The organism is Winogradskyella marincola (assembly GCF_029624125.1).
In the GTDB taxonomy this organism is placed as follows: domain Bacteria; phylum Bacteroidota; class Bacteroidia; order Flavobacteriales; family Flavobacteriaceae; genus Winogradskyella; species Winogradskyella marincola.
Genome location: NZ_JARSBN010000002.1, coordinates 459,862 through 477,461 on the forward strand (window position 1 = coordinate 459,862; position 17,600 = coordinate 477,461).

The window sequence follows — 17,600 nt, forward strand, 5'->3', positions numbered from 1 at the left end:
ATCCACTAATCCCAAACCCAATTATTTGGAATTTGGTGCTTGGAAGTTGAATTTTTAAACCAAAAGTTATGTTCAAAAAGATACTTATTGCAAATAGAGGTGAAATAGCACTTCGTGTTATTAGAACCTGTAAAGAAATGGGTGTTAAAACAGTTGCTGTATACTCAACAGCAGATGCAGACAGTCTTCATGTTAAGTTTGCAGATGAAGCTGTTTGTATAGGACCAGCACCCAGTAGTGAATCTTATTTAAAGATTTCAAATATAATAGCAGCAGCAGAAATTACAAATGCAGATGCTATACACCCAGGATACGGTTTCTTATCAGAAAATGCTAAGTTTTCTAAAATTTGCGAAGAGCACGGTATTAAATTTATCGGAGCTTCTGAAGATATGATCGCTAAAATGGGAGACAAAGCAACTGCAAAAGCAACTATGAAAGCTGCAGGTGTTCCTTGTGTTCCGGGTAGTGATGGTATTATTGCAGATTACGAAGAGTGTGTTGTACTTGCCGAAGAAGTAGGTTATCCTGTAATGCTAAAAGCCACAGCAGGTGGTGGAGGTAAAGGTATGCGTGCTGTTTGGAAAAAAGAAGATTTAAAAGCAGCTTGGGATTCTGCAAGACAAGAATCTAAAGCAGCCTTCGGAAATGACGATATGTACATGGAAAAACTCATTGAAGAGCCAAGACATATCGAAATTCAAATAGTAGGAGACTCAAGAGGTAAAGCTTGTCATTTATCAGAAAGAGATTGTTCTGTTCAAAGAAGACACCAAAAGTTAACAGAGGAAGTGCCTTCTCCTTTCATGACAGATAAGCTAAGAGCAAAAATGGGTAAAGCCGCAGTTAAAGCTGCTGAGTTTATTAAATATGAAGGTGCTGGTACTGTAGAGTTCTTAGTAGATAAGCATAGAAATTTCTACTTTATGGAAATGAATACTCGTATTCAAGTTGAGCACCCAATTACAGAACAAGTAATAGACTTTGACTTAATAAGAGAGCAGATTTTAGTTGCTGCAGGAGTTCCAATTTCAGGAAAGAACTACACGCCAAATTTACATTCTATAGAGTGTAGAATTAATGCTGAAGATCCTTTTAATGATTTTAGACCTTCTCCAGGAAAAATAACAACGCTTCATGCACCAGGTGGTCATGGAGTAAGGCTAGATACCCACGTTTATGCAGGTTACAGCATTCCGCCTAACTATGATTCTATGATTGCTAAGTTAATTACAACAGCGCAAACAAGAGAAGAGGCTATAAATAAAATGAAGCGTGCCTTAGATGAATTTGTAATAGAAGGTATAAAAACTACGATACCATTCCACAGACAGTTAATGGAACATCCAGATTATTTAGCAGGTAATTATACTACTAAATTTATGGAAGACTTTAAGATAAAGCACCAAGAAGAATAAAGCAAAAAAGCGACCATTAGGTCGCTTTTTTTATTTTTTCACATTTCTTGTGATTTACTAATTGTTTGAACTATCTCGTTTTAAATGAGAATATCTCAACGAATTAAGCTTTTTTTTGTAAAGTTTTAAGAGAACTAATACCTTTGCGTTCACAATAAAAATTGTTTATGATGAAAAATAATTACCCAAAGTTCTTTTTAATTCTTATAACGGCATTGTTTTTTGTGTCTTTAGGGAACGCTCAAAAGAATAGAAACATTTGGTCAATAAATAATGATCAAATAAAAAAAGAAGATGTAATCTTTTACAAATCGAAACCTAAATATTCAACCTTAATAAACATAAGTGTTGAAGCGTTAAAACAGCAATTAGCCAACGTTCCGCAACGTCAATTCTCTAGTAGCAAGGAAGGTGTAGTATTGCAATTTCCTAATCACGAAGGCAAGCCAGAGTCTTACTTAGTGCAAGAAGCATCTGTAATGGAGTATGAATTACAAATGCGTTTTCCAGAAATAAGATCTTTTGTAGGAAAAGGAATAGATAATCCTGCAGCTATAATGAGATTTAGCTTATCGCCTGAAAAAGGATTTAGCGGTATGGTTTTATCAGATGGAAAAACAGTTTTTATTGAGCCTTATACACAAGACTTAAAAACATATGTAGCTTTTATAAATTCTGATGAAGATGGTCCAAGAGGAAGTTTTGTTTGTGAAACAGAATATGACCCAGCAGATTTTAAAATATCAGATGAGGATTTCATAACACCAAAAAATGCAGATGATGGCACTCTAAGAACTTATCGCTTAGCTTTAGCATGTACAGGAGAGTATGCCCAATTTCATGGAGGTACAGTTAGTGGTGCTTTAGCAGCTATGAATACCACTATGACAAGAGTAAATGGTGTTTATGAAAGGGACTTAGGGTTAACAATGGTTATAATAGCCAACAATACTGAAATTATTTTTTTAAACGCAGGAACAGACCCTTACACAAATAATAGTGGTGGAACAATGCTAGGTGAAAATCAGGCAGAATGCGATAGTACAATAGGGTCTGCAAACTATGATATAGGCCATGTTTTTAGTACTGGTGGTGGAGGAATTGCGCAATTACGCTCACCATGTACAGTAAACAAGGCTAGAGGAGTTACAGGTTCTCCGGTTCCTCAAGGTGATGCTTTTGATATAGATTACGTTGCTCATGAAATGGGACATCAATATGGAGGTAATCATACTCAAAACAATGAGTGCCAAAGATCAAGTGTCTCAGTAGAGCCAGGAAGTGCTTCAACAATTATGGGTTATGCAGGTATTTGTGCACCTAATGTTCAAAATAATAGTGATGATTATTTTCATGGAGAAAATATTAAAGAGATGTGGGCTAACATTTCTTCTGGTCCAAGTAGCACTTGTTTTGCAGGTAGTGTAACAAACAATGTGGCACCTGTAGCCAATGCAGGAGCCGATTATACAATTCCTTTATCTACTGCTTTTGTTTTAAGAGGATCTGCTACAGATGCTAATACAGCCTCTGGTTTAACGTATTGTTGGGAGCAAACAGATGCAACACCTGCAACAATGCCACCTCAATCCACTAGTTCTTCTGGGCCTTTATTCAGATCTTTAGATCCATCTTCATCTCCTGATAGATATATGCCAACCTTAAGTACCGTTTTTTCTGGTAGTTTGGCTACAACATGGGAAGTTGTACCTTCGGTAGGAAGAACAATGAATTTTTCATTAACAGTAAGAGATAATGAAGCAGGAGGAGGAGCAAGTGATTCTGATGATGTGACAGTAACTGTTCAGAATTTTTCTACACCATTTACAGTTAATACGCCTCCTACTTGGGGAGCAAATTCTAGTCAACAAGTATCTTGGGTTGTAGGTCAAACAAATTCAGCTCCAATAAATTGTCAAACAGTAAACATTTTGTTTACTACTAATGGCGGTTTTTCTTTTACAACCTTAGCTTCTGGTGTTCCTAATACCGGAACAGCAACAATAACAGTTCCTGGTGTTGGTAACACAAGTAATGCTAGAGTTCTAGTTGAAGCTGCGGATAACATTTTTTATGCGGTATCAGATGCATTTTCAATCTCAAATGCTCAGGATTTTAGTATAAACTCAACTAATGGAGATGTTTCTGTTTGTGGTCAAGATTCTGCGTCAATAGATTTTAGTTATGTAACTTCTAATGGGTTTTCTGAAACAACTTCATTTAACGTTTCTGGTTTACCTGGTGGTGTAGGCTCTACTTTATCTCCAACGTCTTTAAATGCGGATGGTACAGTGACACTAAACTTAACAGGATTAAACTCTTTGGCAAGCAATACATATACAATAACGCTTACTGCTACTTCTCCATCAATTACTAAACAAACCACAGTAGATTTAATAATTGCAGATGGAGTTTGTCCTTCAGAAGGAGATTTAAGTTTTCAAACAAGAACGACAGGTGTTATATTTAATACTATAAATAACTTAGATGCTGGTCCAAAAACGGCGCCATATTCAGATTTTACATCCATCTCTACTGATGTTGAAGCTGGTATGGATTACGATTTATCAGTTAGAGCTAACTCGGATGGTCCTTACAGAATTAGTACTAGAGTATGGATTGATTGGAATCAAAATTGCTCATTTAATGATCCAGGTGAAGAGTATGACTTGGATTTAGGTACAACAGCCAATGTTGCAGATGAATTAACGGATGCATCACCACTAACCATAACTGTTCCTGTAGATGCTATTGCAGGTACGACATTAATGAGGGTAAGTACCAAGTATTCTCCTCCATCTCCAGATCCTCTAGATTTCCCAACATCTTGTGAAACAGGTTTTGATGGTGAGGTAGAAGACTATTCTATAAATGTTATTAACGATTTAAGTATAGATGATAATGAATTAGATAACTTAAGTATTTATCCAAATCCAAATAATGGAACTTTCTCAATAGGTTTTAATCCAAGATCTGGTGAGGATATAAATGTAGAAGTCTATGATATTAGAGGAAGAGCGATTTTTACTAAAGCTTTTAATAGCACCAATAGATTTGACGAAGTTATTAGATTAAGTAATGCACAATCTGGTGTATATTTATTAAATATTTTTGACGGATCTTATAAGGTAACTAAGAAAATAGTTGTTGAGTAATCATCAATATAAAAAACCAAAAGCTCCTATCTTAAGGAGCTTTTTTTTGCTATGAATTTATCATATTGGGAAATAAAAACGTGGTTTACAAAAGTAGATTTTACAATAGTAGGAAGCGGAATCGTTGGGCTTACTTCGGCCTTATGGTTAAAAAATAGATTTCCAAAATCTAATATTTTAATATTAGAAAAGGGTGTTTTACCTCAAGGAGCAAGCACAAAGAATGCTGGTTTTGCCTGCTTTGGGAGTCTGAGTGAAATTATAGACGATTTACAAAGTCATTCAGAGCAAGATGTCTTAAGCCTTGTTAAGAAAAGAGTTGATGGTTTATCATTGCTGCGAGAAACGTTAGGAGATACTTCAATTAACTATAAAGAATTAGGCGGATACGAATTGTTTCCAAAAGAAAACGAAGAACTCTTTAATACTTGTACAGAGCAGCAAAATAATATCAATAAGCTTCTAAATCCTGTTTTTAAAGACGATGTTTTTAGTTTTAAAGAGAACAGCTTTAATTTTAAAAACATTAAGTCAGAGTATAGTTTTAATAAGTTTGAAGGGCAAATAAACACCGGAAAAATGATGTCTGAACTTCTTAAAAAGGTTTTGAGCCTGGGAGTAAAGATTATTAACAGCTGTGTTGTAGAGTCGTTTTCTGAAGATCTCAACACTGTGAAAATTAAGACTAACCATATAGAGTTTCAAACATCAAAACTTTTAATTGCTACAAATGGCTTTGCCTCAAGATTAATAGATGAAGCAGTAAAGCCAGCCAGAGCACAGGTTTTAATTACCAAGCCGATTAAAGATTTACACATCAAAGGAACATTTCACTTAGATAGAGGCTATTATTATTTTAGAAATATTGACAATAGAATTTTATTTGGTGGAGGAAGGCATCTCGATTTTAAAACAGAAGAAACAGAGGAGTTTAATGAAACCGAGCGCATTCAAAATAGCCTTGAGACTATATTAAAAGAAACTATATTGCCTGATACAGATTTTGAAATAGATCATAGATGGTCTGGTATAATGGGTGTTGGTAAACAAAAAAATGCAATAGTAAAGCAGCTTGGTAATAATGTATACTGTGGTGTAAGGCTAGGAGGAATGGGTATAGCAATTGGTAGTATTGTTGGTAAGGAATTAGCAGATTTAATAGAGTGATTATAAAAGAACAATTATACCGTAAATGTAATGAGGCATTACAAGAGCGTTTAAAGCATATAAAAAAGAGTATTTTAGACCTAGAGGAAGCCTTGCAATCCGAAACCAAAAGTAGTGCAGGAGATAAGCATGAAACAGGTAGAGCTATGATACAAATAGAACGCGAAAAAGCAGGTCAGCAACTTATAGGAATTCAAAACAATCAAGAATTACTTCAAAAAATAGACTGTAATGCTAAGCATACAAACATAGCCTTAGGAAGCGTGGTATATACATCGCAACATAACTATTTTATAAGTATTAGTGAAGGTAAAATAAAACTAGAAGACGTTTCGTTTTATGCTATTTCGCCACAATCTCCTATTGCTCAATTATTGTTAGGGAAGGCAGAGGGAGACATTATTAGTTTTAGAAATAACCCATTTACCGTTTTGAAAGTGATATAATTTTCTTCAGTTTTATTAACCGTGTTTAGTCTAAAACCTTAAAGTAAATTTCTTCTTCTTTATTAACCGGTTTTGAGTTAATGATATAAATAATAGCTTTGTTATATTCTGCTTCTATTAACCAAGAATTGCCATTAAAGTAAGATTGTTTTACTGTAGCTTTAAGATTGGAGTGCTCTATAATTTTAAGCTGACGAGCGTAGTATATTTTGTTGTTAATAACGTTAAACTCTTCAAAGAAAGAGGCTATTAAGGGTAATTTAGGGTTTTTATAAAGCGATTGAGGGTTATCCTTAGCAATTATTTTTTGGTTATTTAGCACCAGCATTTCATCTGCAAATCCAAGAACATCGTTTTTGTCGTGTGTAGCTACAATGCAAGAAATATTTTTTGTTTTAAGATAGTTGAAAACATTTCTGCGAAGCGATTGTTTCTTAAAGTTATCAATATGACTAAAAGGTTCGTCTAGAAGTAGAATTTCGGGTTCTTTAGCCAATGCTCTTGCTATAGCAACACGTTGTTTTTGGCCTCCACTAAGATTTTTTACTTTAGTTGTTGCAAAATCTTCTAATTCAACAATTTTTATAAGCTCTTTTGTTCTCTGTTCCTTTTCTTCAGGATAAAATCGAGACAAATGTTTCCCAATGTTATTTTCAACCGAAGTGTATGGCATTAGGTCAAATTCTTGAGATACATACTTCATAAAATCATACCCAACAACCAAATTGTGTTTAGGTCCAAGTATTTCGGTGTTTTTCCAAAATATTTGACCTTGCTCTAAGTCATATTCTCCAAAAATAAGTTTTAGAAGTGTGCTTTTTCCAGAGCCACTCTCACCAATAATAGCAAGGTTTTCTCCAGAATTAACGGAGAAGTTTATGTCTTTTAGGATAATGTCTTTGGCGTAACTAAAACTTAGTTTTTTAATTTGAAGCATGTTGCAAAAATACCATAAAAAAGCCGCTTGATATTTAAGCGGCTTGGTGTATTTAAAGTATTATTTATTTTTTAATAAACTTTCGTTTTAAGCTTCTACCATTAGATTCTATTCTAAGGAAATAGACACCACCTTGAAGCTTTGAAACATCAAGTTCGTTATTGGTAATCATTTGGTTTAAAACACGTTTTCCGGTAACATCAAAAATAGTTGCAATTTTTTCGGTTAAAATTTCTGAAGTTTTAATTTTTAAAACATCGTCAACAGGATTTGGATAAATAGAAATATCAGCAAAAGTTTCATCACTTATACTCAAAGGTGCTGTACCTTCAACAAGAACATGTGTGCTGTTTATGCTTGGGTTTTCAAAAACATCCACTACACCAGATGGCCAGTACACTCTAATTTCTGTAATAGAAGTTTCAGTACCTAGTCCAAAGTGCGTATTAAGAGAGCTCATAAACTCAAAACCTTCACCACTTCTTACGTCTCTAATTTGTGTTCCAGAAGGCGTCACTAATTCAACACGTGCTCCAATACCATTTCTATTACTGTAGTTTGGTGTAACATGTGCCATACCTACTGTGTTTATTTTAACCCAGTTATTGCTATTACCTTGATTGTAATATCTAACACCACTGTAGTAAAGATCAATAAATCCATCATTATTTAAATCTCCAAAACTACCATTTTTGTAGTTTATTTGTTGATCATCCGCATCTTCAAAAGTCATATCTCCTTTTCCATACATAATGGTACCATTACTAACAATATCTAGATAACCATCATTGTCAATGTCGTATACAGAGCTTTCCCATCCTGTTGGTGCAACAATTCCTGCTCCGGCTGTAACGTCTGTAAAAATATAGTCGTTGTTTGGGTTTCCGTCGTCTGAGAATCCGCTATTTTCCATTAGCTTGTGGGTTCCAGAACTTGCGCCAACATACACATCCATGTCACCATCGTTGTCAAAATCTCCCCAAGCAGAAGACCAGGTTTGCATAGGATCTGCCAAGCCGATAGCAGCAGCATTTTCTGTAAATGTATCGTCGCCATTGTTTGTAACCATCATATTAGTTCTACGTTCTGTAGAACCACCACATTTAGCAATAAACAAGTCGATATTTCTATCGTTGTTATAGTCTATCCAAATAGAGCCGTAATCTCCACCTGTAGGATAGTTTCCAAGAGAATATGGCGCACCAGAAGTTACATCAGACTGGTAAAAGGTAAAATTGCCTGTACCATCGTTAATAAAGTATACGTTTGGTTCAACGTCGTGACACACAAAAGCATCAAGGTTGCCATCATTGTTTATATCCACAAAGTTTGATCTTTGAGAGAAAACATATTGAGTTGTAGACTGTTCAGTAAAACTTAAACCATCATTACTTGCTTGCATAAATGTAACACCGTTACCAGCACCATAAAGCAAATCTGTTTTTCCGTTGGCATCAAAGTCTGCAGCAGCCATGCTCCAACCAGGTAAATAGTTAGCTTCTGGAGTTGTAATGTTTTTATTTGTAAATGAGCCATCAGGATTTTGCTCTTGAACATTGATGTTTGTTGAAGATACACCAACAATATCATCTAAAAAGTCGCCATTCATATCAACAACTGCCATGTCATATCCACTTACAGATATTGCTTGTTGAGAAAAGTTAATTCTGGAAGGGACTTGTGTAGTAAAGGTGAAAGGACCTGAAAAGTCTGAAGTTTCACCTGTACAATTAGATTGTACGTAAAAATCATAGCTTGTACCAGGAGATAAGCCCATTAAGTTATAATTTGTAGCAGTTACATTGCTAACAACATTTCCAGAACCTGGAGTAAAGCCTGTAGTTTCCCATTCAATATTCCAAGAGCCAGCAATACCATTTTCTTCCCAATTTAAAATTGCCGAATCTAATGATACTGAAGTTACGTCTAGACTGCTTGGGTCAGGACAACTAGCGCCTTCTTCTATACAGATGTCGGCTGTTCCACTTTGAGAATCTCTCCAAATTACAGCATAATATGTTGCACCTGGTGTTAATCCTCCTATAAGTCCAGAAGTGTCACCATTATCAAAAACGTTATTAAAACAAGATGAAGCAGTAGCACCACCACAAGATTCATAAACCTCTAAGCCAATACCGTTAGCACCACCACCAAAGTTAAAGATTACAGAGCCAATTGTAGGTGCTGTAAAACTTACAAAATAGCCATAGTTAACAGATGCATCACAAGTCGGATTTTCATTATTAGCATCAATATCGGTAGCAATAGAAAAATCAAAAGTTGTAGGTGTGGCGCTAGAGCAATCTGTTTCTACTTGCATTGCAATTGATGAAATGCAGGTTCCGCCAGGTGTTGAAGTTGAAAAGTTAAAAGGACCAATATAACTAGATGCACCACCACCATTACAATTGGCTTGTACATAAAAATCATAAGATGTTCCTTGTGAAAGACCATTTAAACTGTAAGTAGTAGAATTTACATTAGGAATTACAGTGCCAGAACCAAGACTAAAACCCGAAGTTCCCCATTGAATGTTCCAAGAAGATGAAGATCCTGCTTCTGTCCATTGTAGGTATGCGTTAGTTTCTGAAACATTAGATACATTTAAGTTTGTAGGATTAGGGCATGCTGGTGGAGTTTGTGATAAAATTGTTGGAGACTCAAAACAAAATCCATAACCCCAAACTTCATTATCGTCATAAGATATGCGATATTTAAAACCTGATAATTGATTACTTGAAAAACCTGAAATGTCTAAAAAAGGATGATCTAGACTATAAAATGTACCGTTGCAGTAATTTGATGTAGGAGCTCCAGGAGTATCCGTATCATAAATGTTTCCCCAACTAACCCATTGTGTGTTTTCAGAATCCCAATATTCAATACTAAAGGTTTCAGTTTGATACACATTAAAAACATGGTTAGTGTTAAAGTATATATGCGTTTCACCAGCGCTATGAGCACTTGATAAGTTTATTACTGGAGATTCTAATGCAAAACTATTGTCCGAACCATTTCCTGCATCATCATCATCAAAAGAGAAATTAGATGATGTTGTAGTTGGGTCTTCAAACAGGTATGTTGCATCGTAAGTTCCTGTTAAGGACCAATTACTATTTGGCCAATTAGCGTTTTCATTTAAAACTTGAGCATAGCCAAGACTAAATGTAAAAACAGCAATGAGTAAGAGGGTAGTTTTTTTCATGTTTTATGGTGTTATTCGCAATTATTTAATGAGTTTATCCATTCTTCTATAAGGTCTATGCCTTCTTCGTGATTGGTTGTTCTGCCTAATAATGGCATTCTAAATGATTCGTCGGTGGTACTTATCCTATAATAAAGTATGGATAGGTCTGTATCATTGGGTTTTACAATATAAGAATTTGGAATGAATTGAGTTTCAGGTTCTATGCAAACTCCCAGATTTTCAGGGTTTTCTGTTAAGTGAAAAGCAAATCTCATAGGCCTGTAGTTGCAATGGCCTTCATCTGAGTGGCAGTGTGCGCAGTTTATATCTAGATACGATCGCACCCTTAATTCAAGTGGTTGGGCTTCGTCATCCCAAGCAACAGAAGAATTAATATTATCTGGCAGGTCATCAGGGTTTAGATAGCCAAATTCTATAAGTTTGCGTATCTGATTTGCTGAACCATCTTCATAATTATAATCTTTATTTATGTTTTGTGGCTTTAGTCCTATAGGTGTTGGGTCATCTAATTGATTATGGCATGTAAAACACTCGGCTCTAGATGGTATTCTGTAGTTTGTTGTTTTTATACTCTCGCCTTCTATCCAGCTAAGGTTTACAGTGCTTCCTGCATTTGTAAAATAAGCTTCTGTTTGCTCTTCATTCCAAACATAATTTGCAAAATCCCATTCGGTTTCTTTTTTGTACATAAGTCTGGTCTCAATAATCTTTGTAGAATTATCGGGTTGTACATTGTAATAAAAGAAATTTTTGATGATAACGCTTCCTGTAGGAAAATCTAAAGGTGTATAGTCATTAATATAACTGGCTTTAACACCGTTTGGCATCCATATAAAACGTTTTTTCTTAGCATAATCCGTAAACAGAGGCGTGCTAAGATCATATGGTAAAACACCAAATGAAGGGTTGAGATCTTTTAAAATTCCTTGAAAAAAATTATAGGATGATAAAGTTTCGTGTGGTGTATCTCCTTCAAACATATTTACAATAGATAAAGATGTAATTGTGATAGAGATGTTTTCGGTATGGCAGTTGTTAGATGTATCGCAAATGGTATACTGAATTGTGTCTTCTCCAATAGTATTTGTATTTACGGTATAGACTAAGTAATCATCATTTACATTTTCGGGAGTATTATTGTTATTAATTATTACAGAACCCAGTGATGGATTGCTTATGGTTAGCGTACCCGATTGAGGAATGTTAGAGTCGTTGTTAAAGATAAATATATCTGTTTGAGAATTTTGATCTAAAAAGACAGCATCAGGATTAGTTTCAATAGACACAGGAATTGTGTTATCATCTGATTCGCTACAAGATGAAAGTGATAATAAGGTTAAAAAAAATAGCTTTAGAATGTATTTCTTTTTCATGTATTTATAGAGATGCATTGATAGAACAGTTTCAACAAAAAAACTCCTACTTTTTTAACAAAAATAGGAGTAAATCTAATATTTTTTAATCAAATAGTTTGCAATCAGTTAAAAAAAAGCAAGCAACTATAAGAAGTGTTTATTTTAGTAAAACCAGAGAGTTAACCTTTCACTTTTTCTTTTGTTTTACTTGGTAATACATCAAAGCCCATATTATAGAGTGTAAAGCCAAATATATCGGCAGATTGCTCAATAGTCTTACTTACAGGTGTGCCTGCGCCATGACCAGCATCGGTTTCTATTCTTATAAGTGTAGGGTTGTCGCCAGTTTGCTTACTTTGTAATTCTGCTGCAAATTTAAAACTGTGAGCAGGAACAACTCTATCATCATGGTCTCCGGTAGTTACTAAAGTAGCAGGATATTCTACACCTTCTTTTACATTGTGTACAGGAGAGTAGCCTTTTAGATACTCAAACATTTCTTTATTGTCTTCTGAAGTACCGTAATCGTACGCCCAGCCAGCACCAGCAGTAAAGGTGTGATATCTTAACATATCTAAAACTCCAACAGCAGGTAATGCAACTTTCATTAAATCTGGTCGCTGTGTCATTGTTGCACCAACTAACAAGCCTCCATTAGAACCACCTCTTATGGCTAAGTAATCTGAAGAGGTATATTTTTCTGAAATTAAATATTCAGCAGCAGCTATAAAATCATCAAAAACATTCTGTTTTTTCATTTGAGTACCTGCATTATGCCATTTTTTTCCATACTCACCACCACCTCGTAAATTGGCAACAGCATAAATTCCACCTTGCTCCATCCAAACGGCATTAGTAATACTAAAGCTAGGCGTTAGAGATACATTAAATCCACCATAGCCGTATAGTATTGTTGGGTTTTTACCATCTAATTCTAAGCCTTTTTTATGTGTGATGATCATTGGGATTTCTGTACCATCTTTAGAGGTATAAAACACTTGCTTGCTCTCGTAGTTTTCTGGGTTGAAATCTATGTTTGGTTTTCTATAAAGCTCAGATGTTCCTTTTTCTATGTCATACTTATAGATACTTCCAGGTGTTACATAATTGGTAAAAGAATAGTAAAGTTCTTTTTCTTCCTTTTTAGCACCAAACCCACCAGCACTACCTACGCCAGGCAATTCTACTTCTCTAACAAGTTTGCCATTATAGTCGTATTGTAAAACTTTAGATACAGCATCTACCATATACTCAGCAAAGAAGTATCCTCCGCCTGTTGAAGGACTTAAAACATTCTCAGTTTCTGGAATAAAATCTTTCCAGTTATCTGGTGTTGGGTTAGAGGCATCAACTGTGACAATTTTTTGATTAGGAGCATTGAGATTAGTCATAATGTAAAGCTTAGTGCCTACATTTTCTATAATGTTAGAGTCAGAGTCTGTATGCCCTAAAACTTCAACTAAAGGAGCGTTAGGTACAGTAAGATCTTTAATGTAAAGCTTATTTCCAGACGTAGACACTCTAGGTGTAATTACTAAATATCTGTCATCTTCTGTAACTCCACCGTAGATGTAACGGTGTTTTTCTTCTGGAGTTCCACCATAGATTAATTGATCTTCAGATTGTTTGGTACCTAACTTGTGATAATATACTTTATGTTGGTCTGTTTTGGCAGAAAGCTCACTACCTATTGGTTTATCATAGCTAGAGTAGTAGAAACCATCATTTTTATACCAAGACATACCGCTAAACTTAATATCTACTAAGGTATCTTCAACAATTTCTTTGGTTTCAGCATTCATTATTAGAATTTTTCTCCAATCACTACCTCCTTCTGAAATTGAATATGCTAATGTTTTTCCATTTTTTGAAAAGCTTAATCCTCCCAACGAGATTGTTCCATCTTCTTTGAAGGTGTTAGGGTCTAAAAACACTTCTGCAGTTGAAGGGGCTGCATCATTTTTGTACCTGTAAATAACGTACTGGTTTTGTAAGCCATCATTTTTATAGAAATATGTATAGTCTCCTTCTTTAAAAGGTGATCCTATTTTTTCATAGTTCCATAGTTTTGTTAGACGCTCTTTTAAATCTTTTCGGTAAGGGATATTATCTAGATAACCAAAAGTAACTTTGTTCTGAGTTTTTACCCAAGCTTCTGTTTCTGCACTTCGGTCATCTTCTAACCAACGGTAAGGATCTAATACATCTACACCAAAATAAGTATCAGTGTGATTTATTTTTTTTGTTTCTGGATATTGTAGTTTTGGTTGAATCAATTGTTGAGCTTTTAATTTTAGACAAACAAAAATACTGAGTAATGCTGTTGTTAGAAGTAATTTTTTCATAATAAGTTTTTAGTATTAAACCTCAATAAAAGTCGAAATTAAGACTGTATTGAGTTAATTTTTAAACATAAATAATGCTCTAACATCTCGTTAAATCACTAGATGAAAGATACAAAATTTAAGATTAGTCTAAAAAATTATGAAATGCCTAAACCAGATTTTTCTTTACAAGGTATTCTGCAATTTGAATTGTGTTAGTCGCAGCTCCTTTTCTAAGATTATCACTAACAACCCAAAGGTTTAGAGTGTTGGGTTGAGAACCATCTCTTCTTATTCTACCCACAAAAACATCGTCTTTTCCGTTAGCATACATTGGCATTGGGTATACATTAACATCTAAATTGTCTTGTACTGTAACACCATCTGTATTATCGAGAAGTTGTCTTACTTCGGCCAAATCAAAATCGTTTTCAAATTCTACATTAACCGCTTCGCTGTGTCCTCCTGCTGTTGGTATTCTTACAGCTGTTGCAGTTACAGCAATGGTTTTGTCATCAAGAATTTTTTGAGTTTCTCTAACCAGTTTCATTTCCTCCTTTGTATAACCGTTTTCTTCAAACACATCACAATGCGGAATAGCATTTTTATGAATAGGGTAGTGGTAAGCCATATCGCCTTTTTTGCCTGCAATTTCATTTTCTAATTGCTCAACAGCCTTAACACCTGTCCCAGAAACCGATTGGTAAGTGGATACGACAATGCGTTTTATTTTGTATTTATGATGAAGTGGAGCTAATGCCATTACCATTTGTATGGTAGAACAGTTAGGATTGGCAATAATTTTGTCGTCTTTTGTTAGTTGATTGGCATTAATCTCAGGAACAACAAGTTTTTTAGTTAAGTCCATTCTCCATGCAGAAGAGTTGTCAATAACTGTAGTGCCAGCTTCTGCAAATTTTGGTGCCCATTCTAAAGACGTACTTCCACCTGCTGAAAATAATGCAATATCTGGACGCATATCTATTGCTGTAGGAATGCTAATAACCTCGTATGTTTTACCTTTAAATTCCATTGTTTTACCAACAGAGCGTTCAGATGCTACCAATAGCAATTCATCAATTGGAAAATTACGTTCTTCTAGAACTTTTAACATTACGCTACCAACTAAGCCAGTTGCGCCTACTACAGCTACTTTCATTTTAAAATGATTTAAATAAATATCGTGCAAAATTACATAAAAAAAAGACCTTACTTTCAATTAAACAAGGGCTTTTAACATTAAAAAAACAGAATGTTAATTATTTAACTTTTGGGTTTTTTAAATAAAGAAAAACCCAGACCTTGAGTCTGGGTTTGGTTAATAAAATTTAGTGTAGCGGTAAAGCTAACGCATTATTTCTTTAAAGAGTCTCTAATCTCCATTAATAGATCTATTTCAGATGGTCCTTTTGGAGCTTCAGGTGCAGGCTCTTCTTTCTTTTTCATTTTGTTAACACCTTTTACAACCATAAACATAACAAATGCAACAATTATAAAATCAATAACGTTTGTTAAAAATGTGCCATACTCTAACCATACTTCTCCTACCATTTCTCCTGTTTCGTTTTGAGTTCCTTCTTGCAATTTAAGCCTTAAATCTTTAAAGTCTGAGTTGAAAATTAAACCAACAAGTGGTGATACGATACCGCCTGTAAATGCTGTTACAACTTCTTTAAAAGCAGCACCCATTACAAAACCAACAGCAATGTCTACAAGGTTGCCCTTCATTGCAAATTCCTTAAATTCTTTTAGCATAATTTAGTGTTTTAAATAGTTAGTATATATGTTAGTGAGATACTAAAATAAGTAAAAAGTCACAATTTGTTAAAAAAATCTTAAGCAGAGTGTATCTTTCTCTTAACGCGCTGTGAGATTGCTGTGATTATTTCGTAGGATATAGTTCCAGAAGCTTCTGCAAGGTTTGAAGCTTTATGAGAACCATCAAAAATAATAACCTCATCTCCTTCTTTGCAGTCTATTCCGGTAATATTTACCATAATCATATCCATACATACATTACCAACTATAGGTGCTTTTTTTCCGTTAATAAAAACAAACCCTTTGCCTTTTCCATAAACCCTGGTAATGCCATCTGCATGGCCAATAGGTATGGTCGCTGTTGTCTCGTATCCTTGGGCTTTATGAACTCTATTATAACCTACAGTTTCTCCTTTTTCTATAAAATGAATTTGCGAAATTACAGACTTTAAACTTGCTATAGGTTTAAGATTTTGGTCTTCTTTAGGAGAATTACCAAATCCGTATAACCCTATTCCGCTTCTTACCATGTCTAAATGTCCTTCTGGATAGTTAATTATTCCAGATGTATTGCATAGATGTAACCATGGGTTATGGTCTAGTTTAGATCTAAAATCTTCTGCTATAGACTTAAAAGTGTTGATTTGATTTTTGGTAAAATCAACTTCATTTTTATCTTCACTGGCAGCTAAATGAGAAAAGAGAGAGTTTACCTTTATAGATGTAGTGTCACTTAGTTTAGACACAATATTGTCTATGTCTTTTTTTAAAAAACCTAAACGGTTTAAACCAGTATTGAATTTAACATGGACAGGATAGTTTTTTTGAGATAGAGACTCGGCAACTTTTATAAATTCGTCTAAAATCCTTGCACTATAAATACTAGGCTCTAGGCAACGCTCTATTATTGTTTTAAAATTTATAGGCTGAGGATGAAGCACCAAAATAGGTGTTTTAACACCAGCGTCTCTAAGTAAAACACCTTCTTTTGTGTAAGCCACAGCAATATAATCTACATTAAGAGATTCTAAATGCTTAGCAATAGCAACAGAATCGCTACCATATGCAAAGGCTTTTACAACGGCTAAAAACTTAGTATTAGGTTGAAGTTTAGATTTTAAGTAGTTGAAATTATGAGTTAGGGCTCCTAAATCAATTTCCAAAACGGTTTCATTCGTTTTTAGCATCCGATTTACTTTCTTTAGAATTTAGTTCTTCAGCATCTTTCACTTTCATTTGCCTTACTTTATCTCTAAGCATAGATTTGTAAAAAGCTGCACGACTCAAAGGCTCGTATTCTTCGACTTCGCCAAGAAGTACCAAGTCGTCACTTTGTGCTTTTCTATAGCTATATTGTGCTAAATTTCCGGTTCTTGTGCAAATGGCATGTACTTTTGTAACGTACTCTGCAGTTGCCATAAGATAAGGCATAGGGCCAAAAGGATTGCCTTTAAAGTCCATGTCTAAGCCAGCAACAATTACACGGATACCTTTGTTTGCCAGGTCATTACAAACTCTAACAATTTCATCATCAAAAAACTGTGCTTCGTCAATGCCAACAACATCACAACCATCAGCTAAAATAGGTATGTTAGCAGCAGCAGGTACAGGTGTAGATCGTATTTCGTTAGCGTCATGAGAAACAACCATTTCATCATCATACCTTACATCTACAGCAGGTTTAAAAATTTCAACTCTTTGTCTGGCAAATTGGGCGCGTTTCAATCTGCGAATAAGTTCTTCGGTTTTGCCAGAGAACATTGATCCACAAATCACTTCAATCCACCCAAATTGTTCTTTATGATTTACCGTATTTTCAAGAAACATTTCGT

The 17,600-nt window shown here is 34.7% G+C and carries 12 protein-coding genes; 4 read left to right on the top strand and 8 right to left on the bottom strand.

Translation table 11 applies throughout. The features are described from left to right. Positions 1-68: 68 nt before the first annotated feature. The 4 genes from accC (at position 69) to P7122_RS05310 (ending at position 6,186) form a co-directional block, all read left to right on the top strand. Positions 69-1,418 carry an acetyl-CoA carboxylase biotin carboxylase subunit gene (gene accC / locus P7122_RS05295; RefSeq protein ID WP_278004733.1) on the top strand — a complete coding sequence of 450 codons (1,350 nt, stop codon included), beginning with the start codon at positions 69-71 and terminating at the stop codon, positions 1,416-1,418. 167 nt (positions 1,419-1,585) lie between these two features. Next, positions 1,586-4,573: a reprolysin-like metallopeptidase gene (locus tag P7122_RS05300; protein WP_278004734.1), complete on the top strand. Its 2,988-nt coding sequence runs from the start codon at positions 1,586-1,588 to the stop codon at positions 4,571-4,573. Between the two features lie 51 nt (positions 4,574-4,624). Then, on the top strand, positions 4,625-5,740 hold the full coding sequence (locus P7122_RS05305; protein WP_278004735.1) for an NAD(P)/FAD-dependent oxidoreductase: 1,116 nt from the start codon (positions 4,625-4,627) through the stop codon (positions 5,738-5,740). Next, positions 5,737-6,186: a 3-oxoacyl-ACP synthase gene (locus tag P7122_RS05310; RefSeq protein WP_278004736.1), complete on the top strand. Its 450-nt coding sequence runs from the start codon at positions 5,737-5,739 to the stop codon at positions 6,184-6,186. The genes P7122_RS05305 and P7122_RS05310 overlap by 4 nt, the downstream gene beginning before the upstream one ends. A gap of 25 nt (positions 6,187-6,211) precedes the next feature. Here the strand turns inward: P7122_RS05310 and P7122_RS05315 are convergent, their stop codons facing one another. The 8 genes from P7122_RS05315 to P7122_RS05350 form a co-directional block, all read right to left on the bottom strand. Beyond that, positions 6,212-7,123 carry an ABC transporter ATP-binding protein gene (locus P7122_RS05315; RefSeq protein ID WP_278004737.1) on the bottom strand — a complete coding sequence of 304 codons (912 nt, stop codon included), beginning with the start codon at positions 7,121-7,123 and terminating at the stop codon, positions 6,212-6,214. A gap of 64 nt (positions 7,124-7,187) precedes the next feature. Further along, positions 7,188-10,328 carry an FG-GAP-like repeat-containing protein gene (locus P7122_RS05320; protein ID WP_278004738.1) on the bottom strand — a complete coding sequence of 1,047 codons (3,141 nt, stop codon included), beginning with the start codon at positions 10,326-10,328 and terminating at the stop codon, positions 7,188-7,190. A gap of 11 nt (positions 10,329-10,339) precedes the next feature. Then, positions 10,340-11,704 carry an Ig-like domain-containing protein gene (locus P7122_RS05325; RefSeq protein WP_278004739.1) on the bottom strand — a complete coding sequence of 455 codons (1,365 nt, stop codon included), beginning with the start codon at positions 11,702-11,704 and terminating at the stop codon, positions 10,340-10,342. 161 nt (positions 11,705-11,865) lie between these two features. Next, positions 11,866-14,031, bottom strand: a complete 2,166-nt coding sequence (locus P7122_RS05330; protein WP_278004740.1) for a prolyl oligopeptidase family serine peptidase — start codon at positions 14,029-14,031, stop codon at positions 11,866-11,868. Positions 14,032-14,179: 148 nt separating this feature from the next. After that, entirely contained in the window at positions 14,180-15,169 is a 990-nt protein-coding gene (locus P7122_RS05335) for an aspartate-semialdehyde dehydrogenase (RefSeq protein WP_278004741.1), read from the bottom strand. Between the two features lie 194 nt (positions 15,170-15,363). Beyond that, positions 15,364-15,765 carry a large-conductance mechanosensitive channel protein MscL gene (gene mscL, locus P7122_RS05340; RefSeq protein ID WP_278004742.1) on the bottom strand — a complete coding sequence of 134 codons (402 nt, stop codon included), beginning with the start codon at positions 15,763-15,765 and terminating at the stop codon, positions 15,364-15,366. An 80-nt stretch (positions 15,766-15,845) separates the two neighbouring features. Beyond that, entirely contained in the window at positions 15,846-16,955 is a 1,110-nt protein-coding gene (gene alr / locus P7122_RS05345) for an alanine racemase (protein WP_278004743.1), read from the bottom strand. Continuing rightward, positions 16,939-17,595, bottom strand: a complete 657-nt coding sequence (locus tag P7122_RS05350; RefSeq protein WP_278004744.1) for a thymidine kinase — start codon at positions 17,593-17,595, stop codon at positions 16,939-16,941. The genes alr and P7122_RS05350 overlap by 17 nt, the downstream gene beginning before the upstream one ends. Between the last annotated feature and the right edge of the window lie 5 nt (positions 17,596-17,600).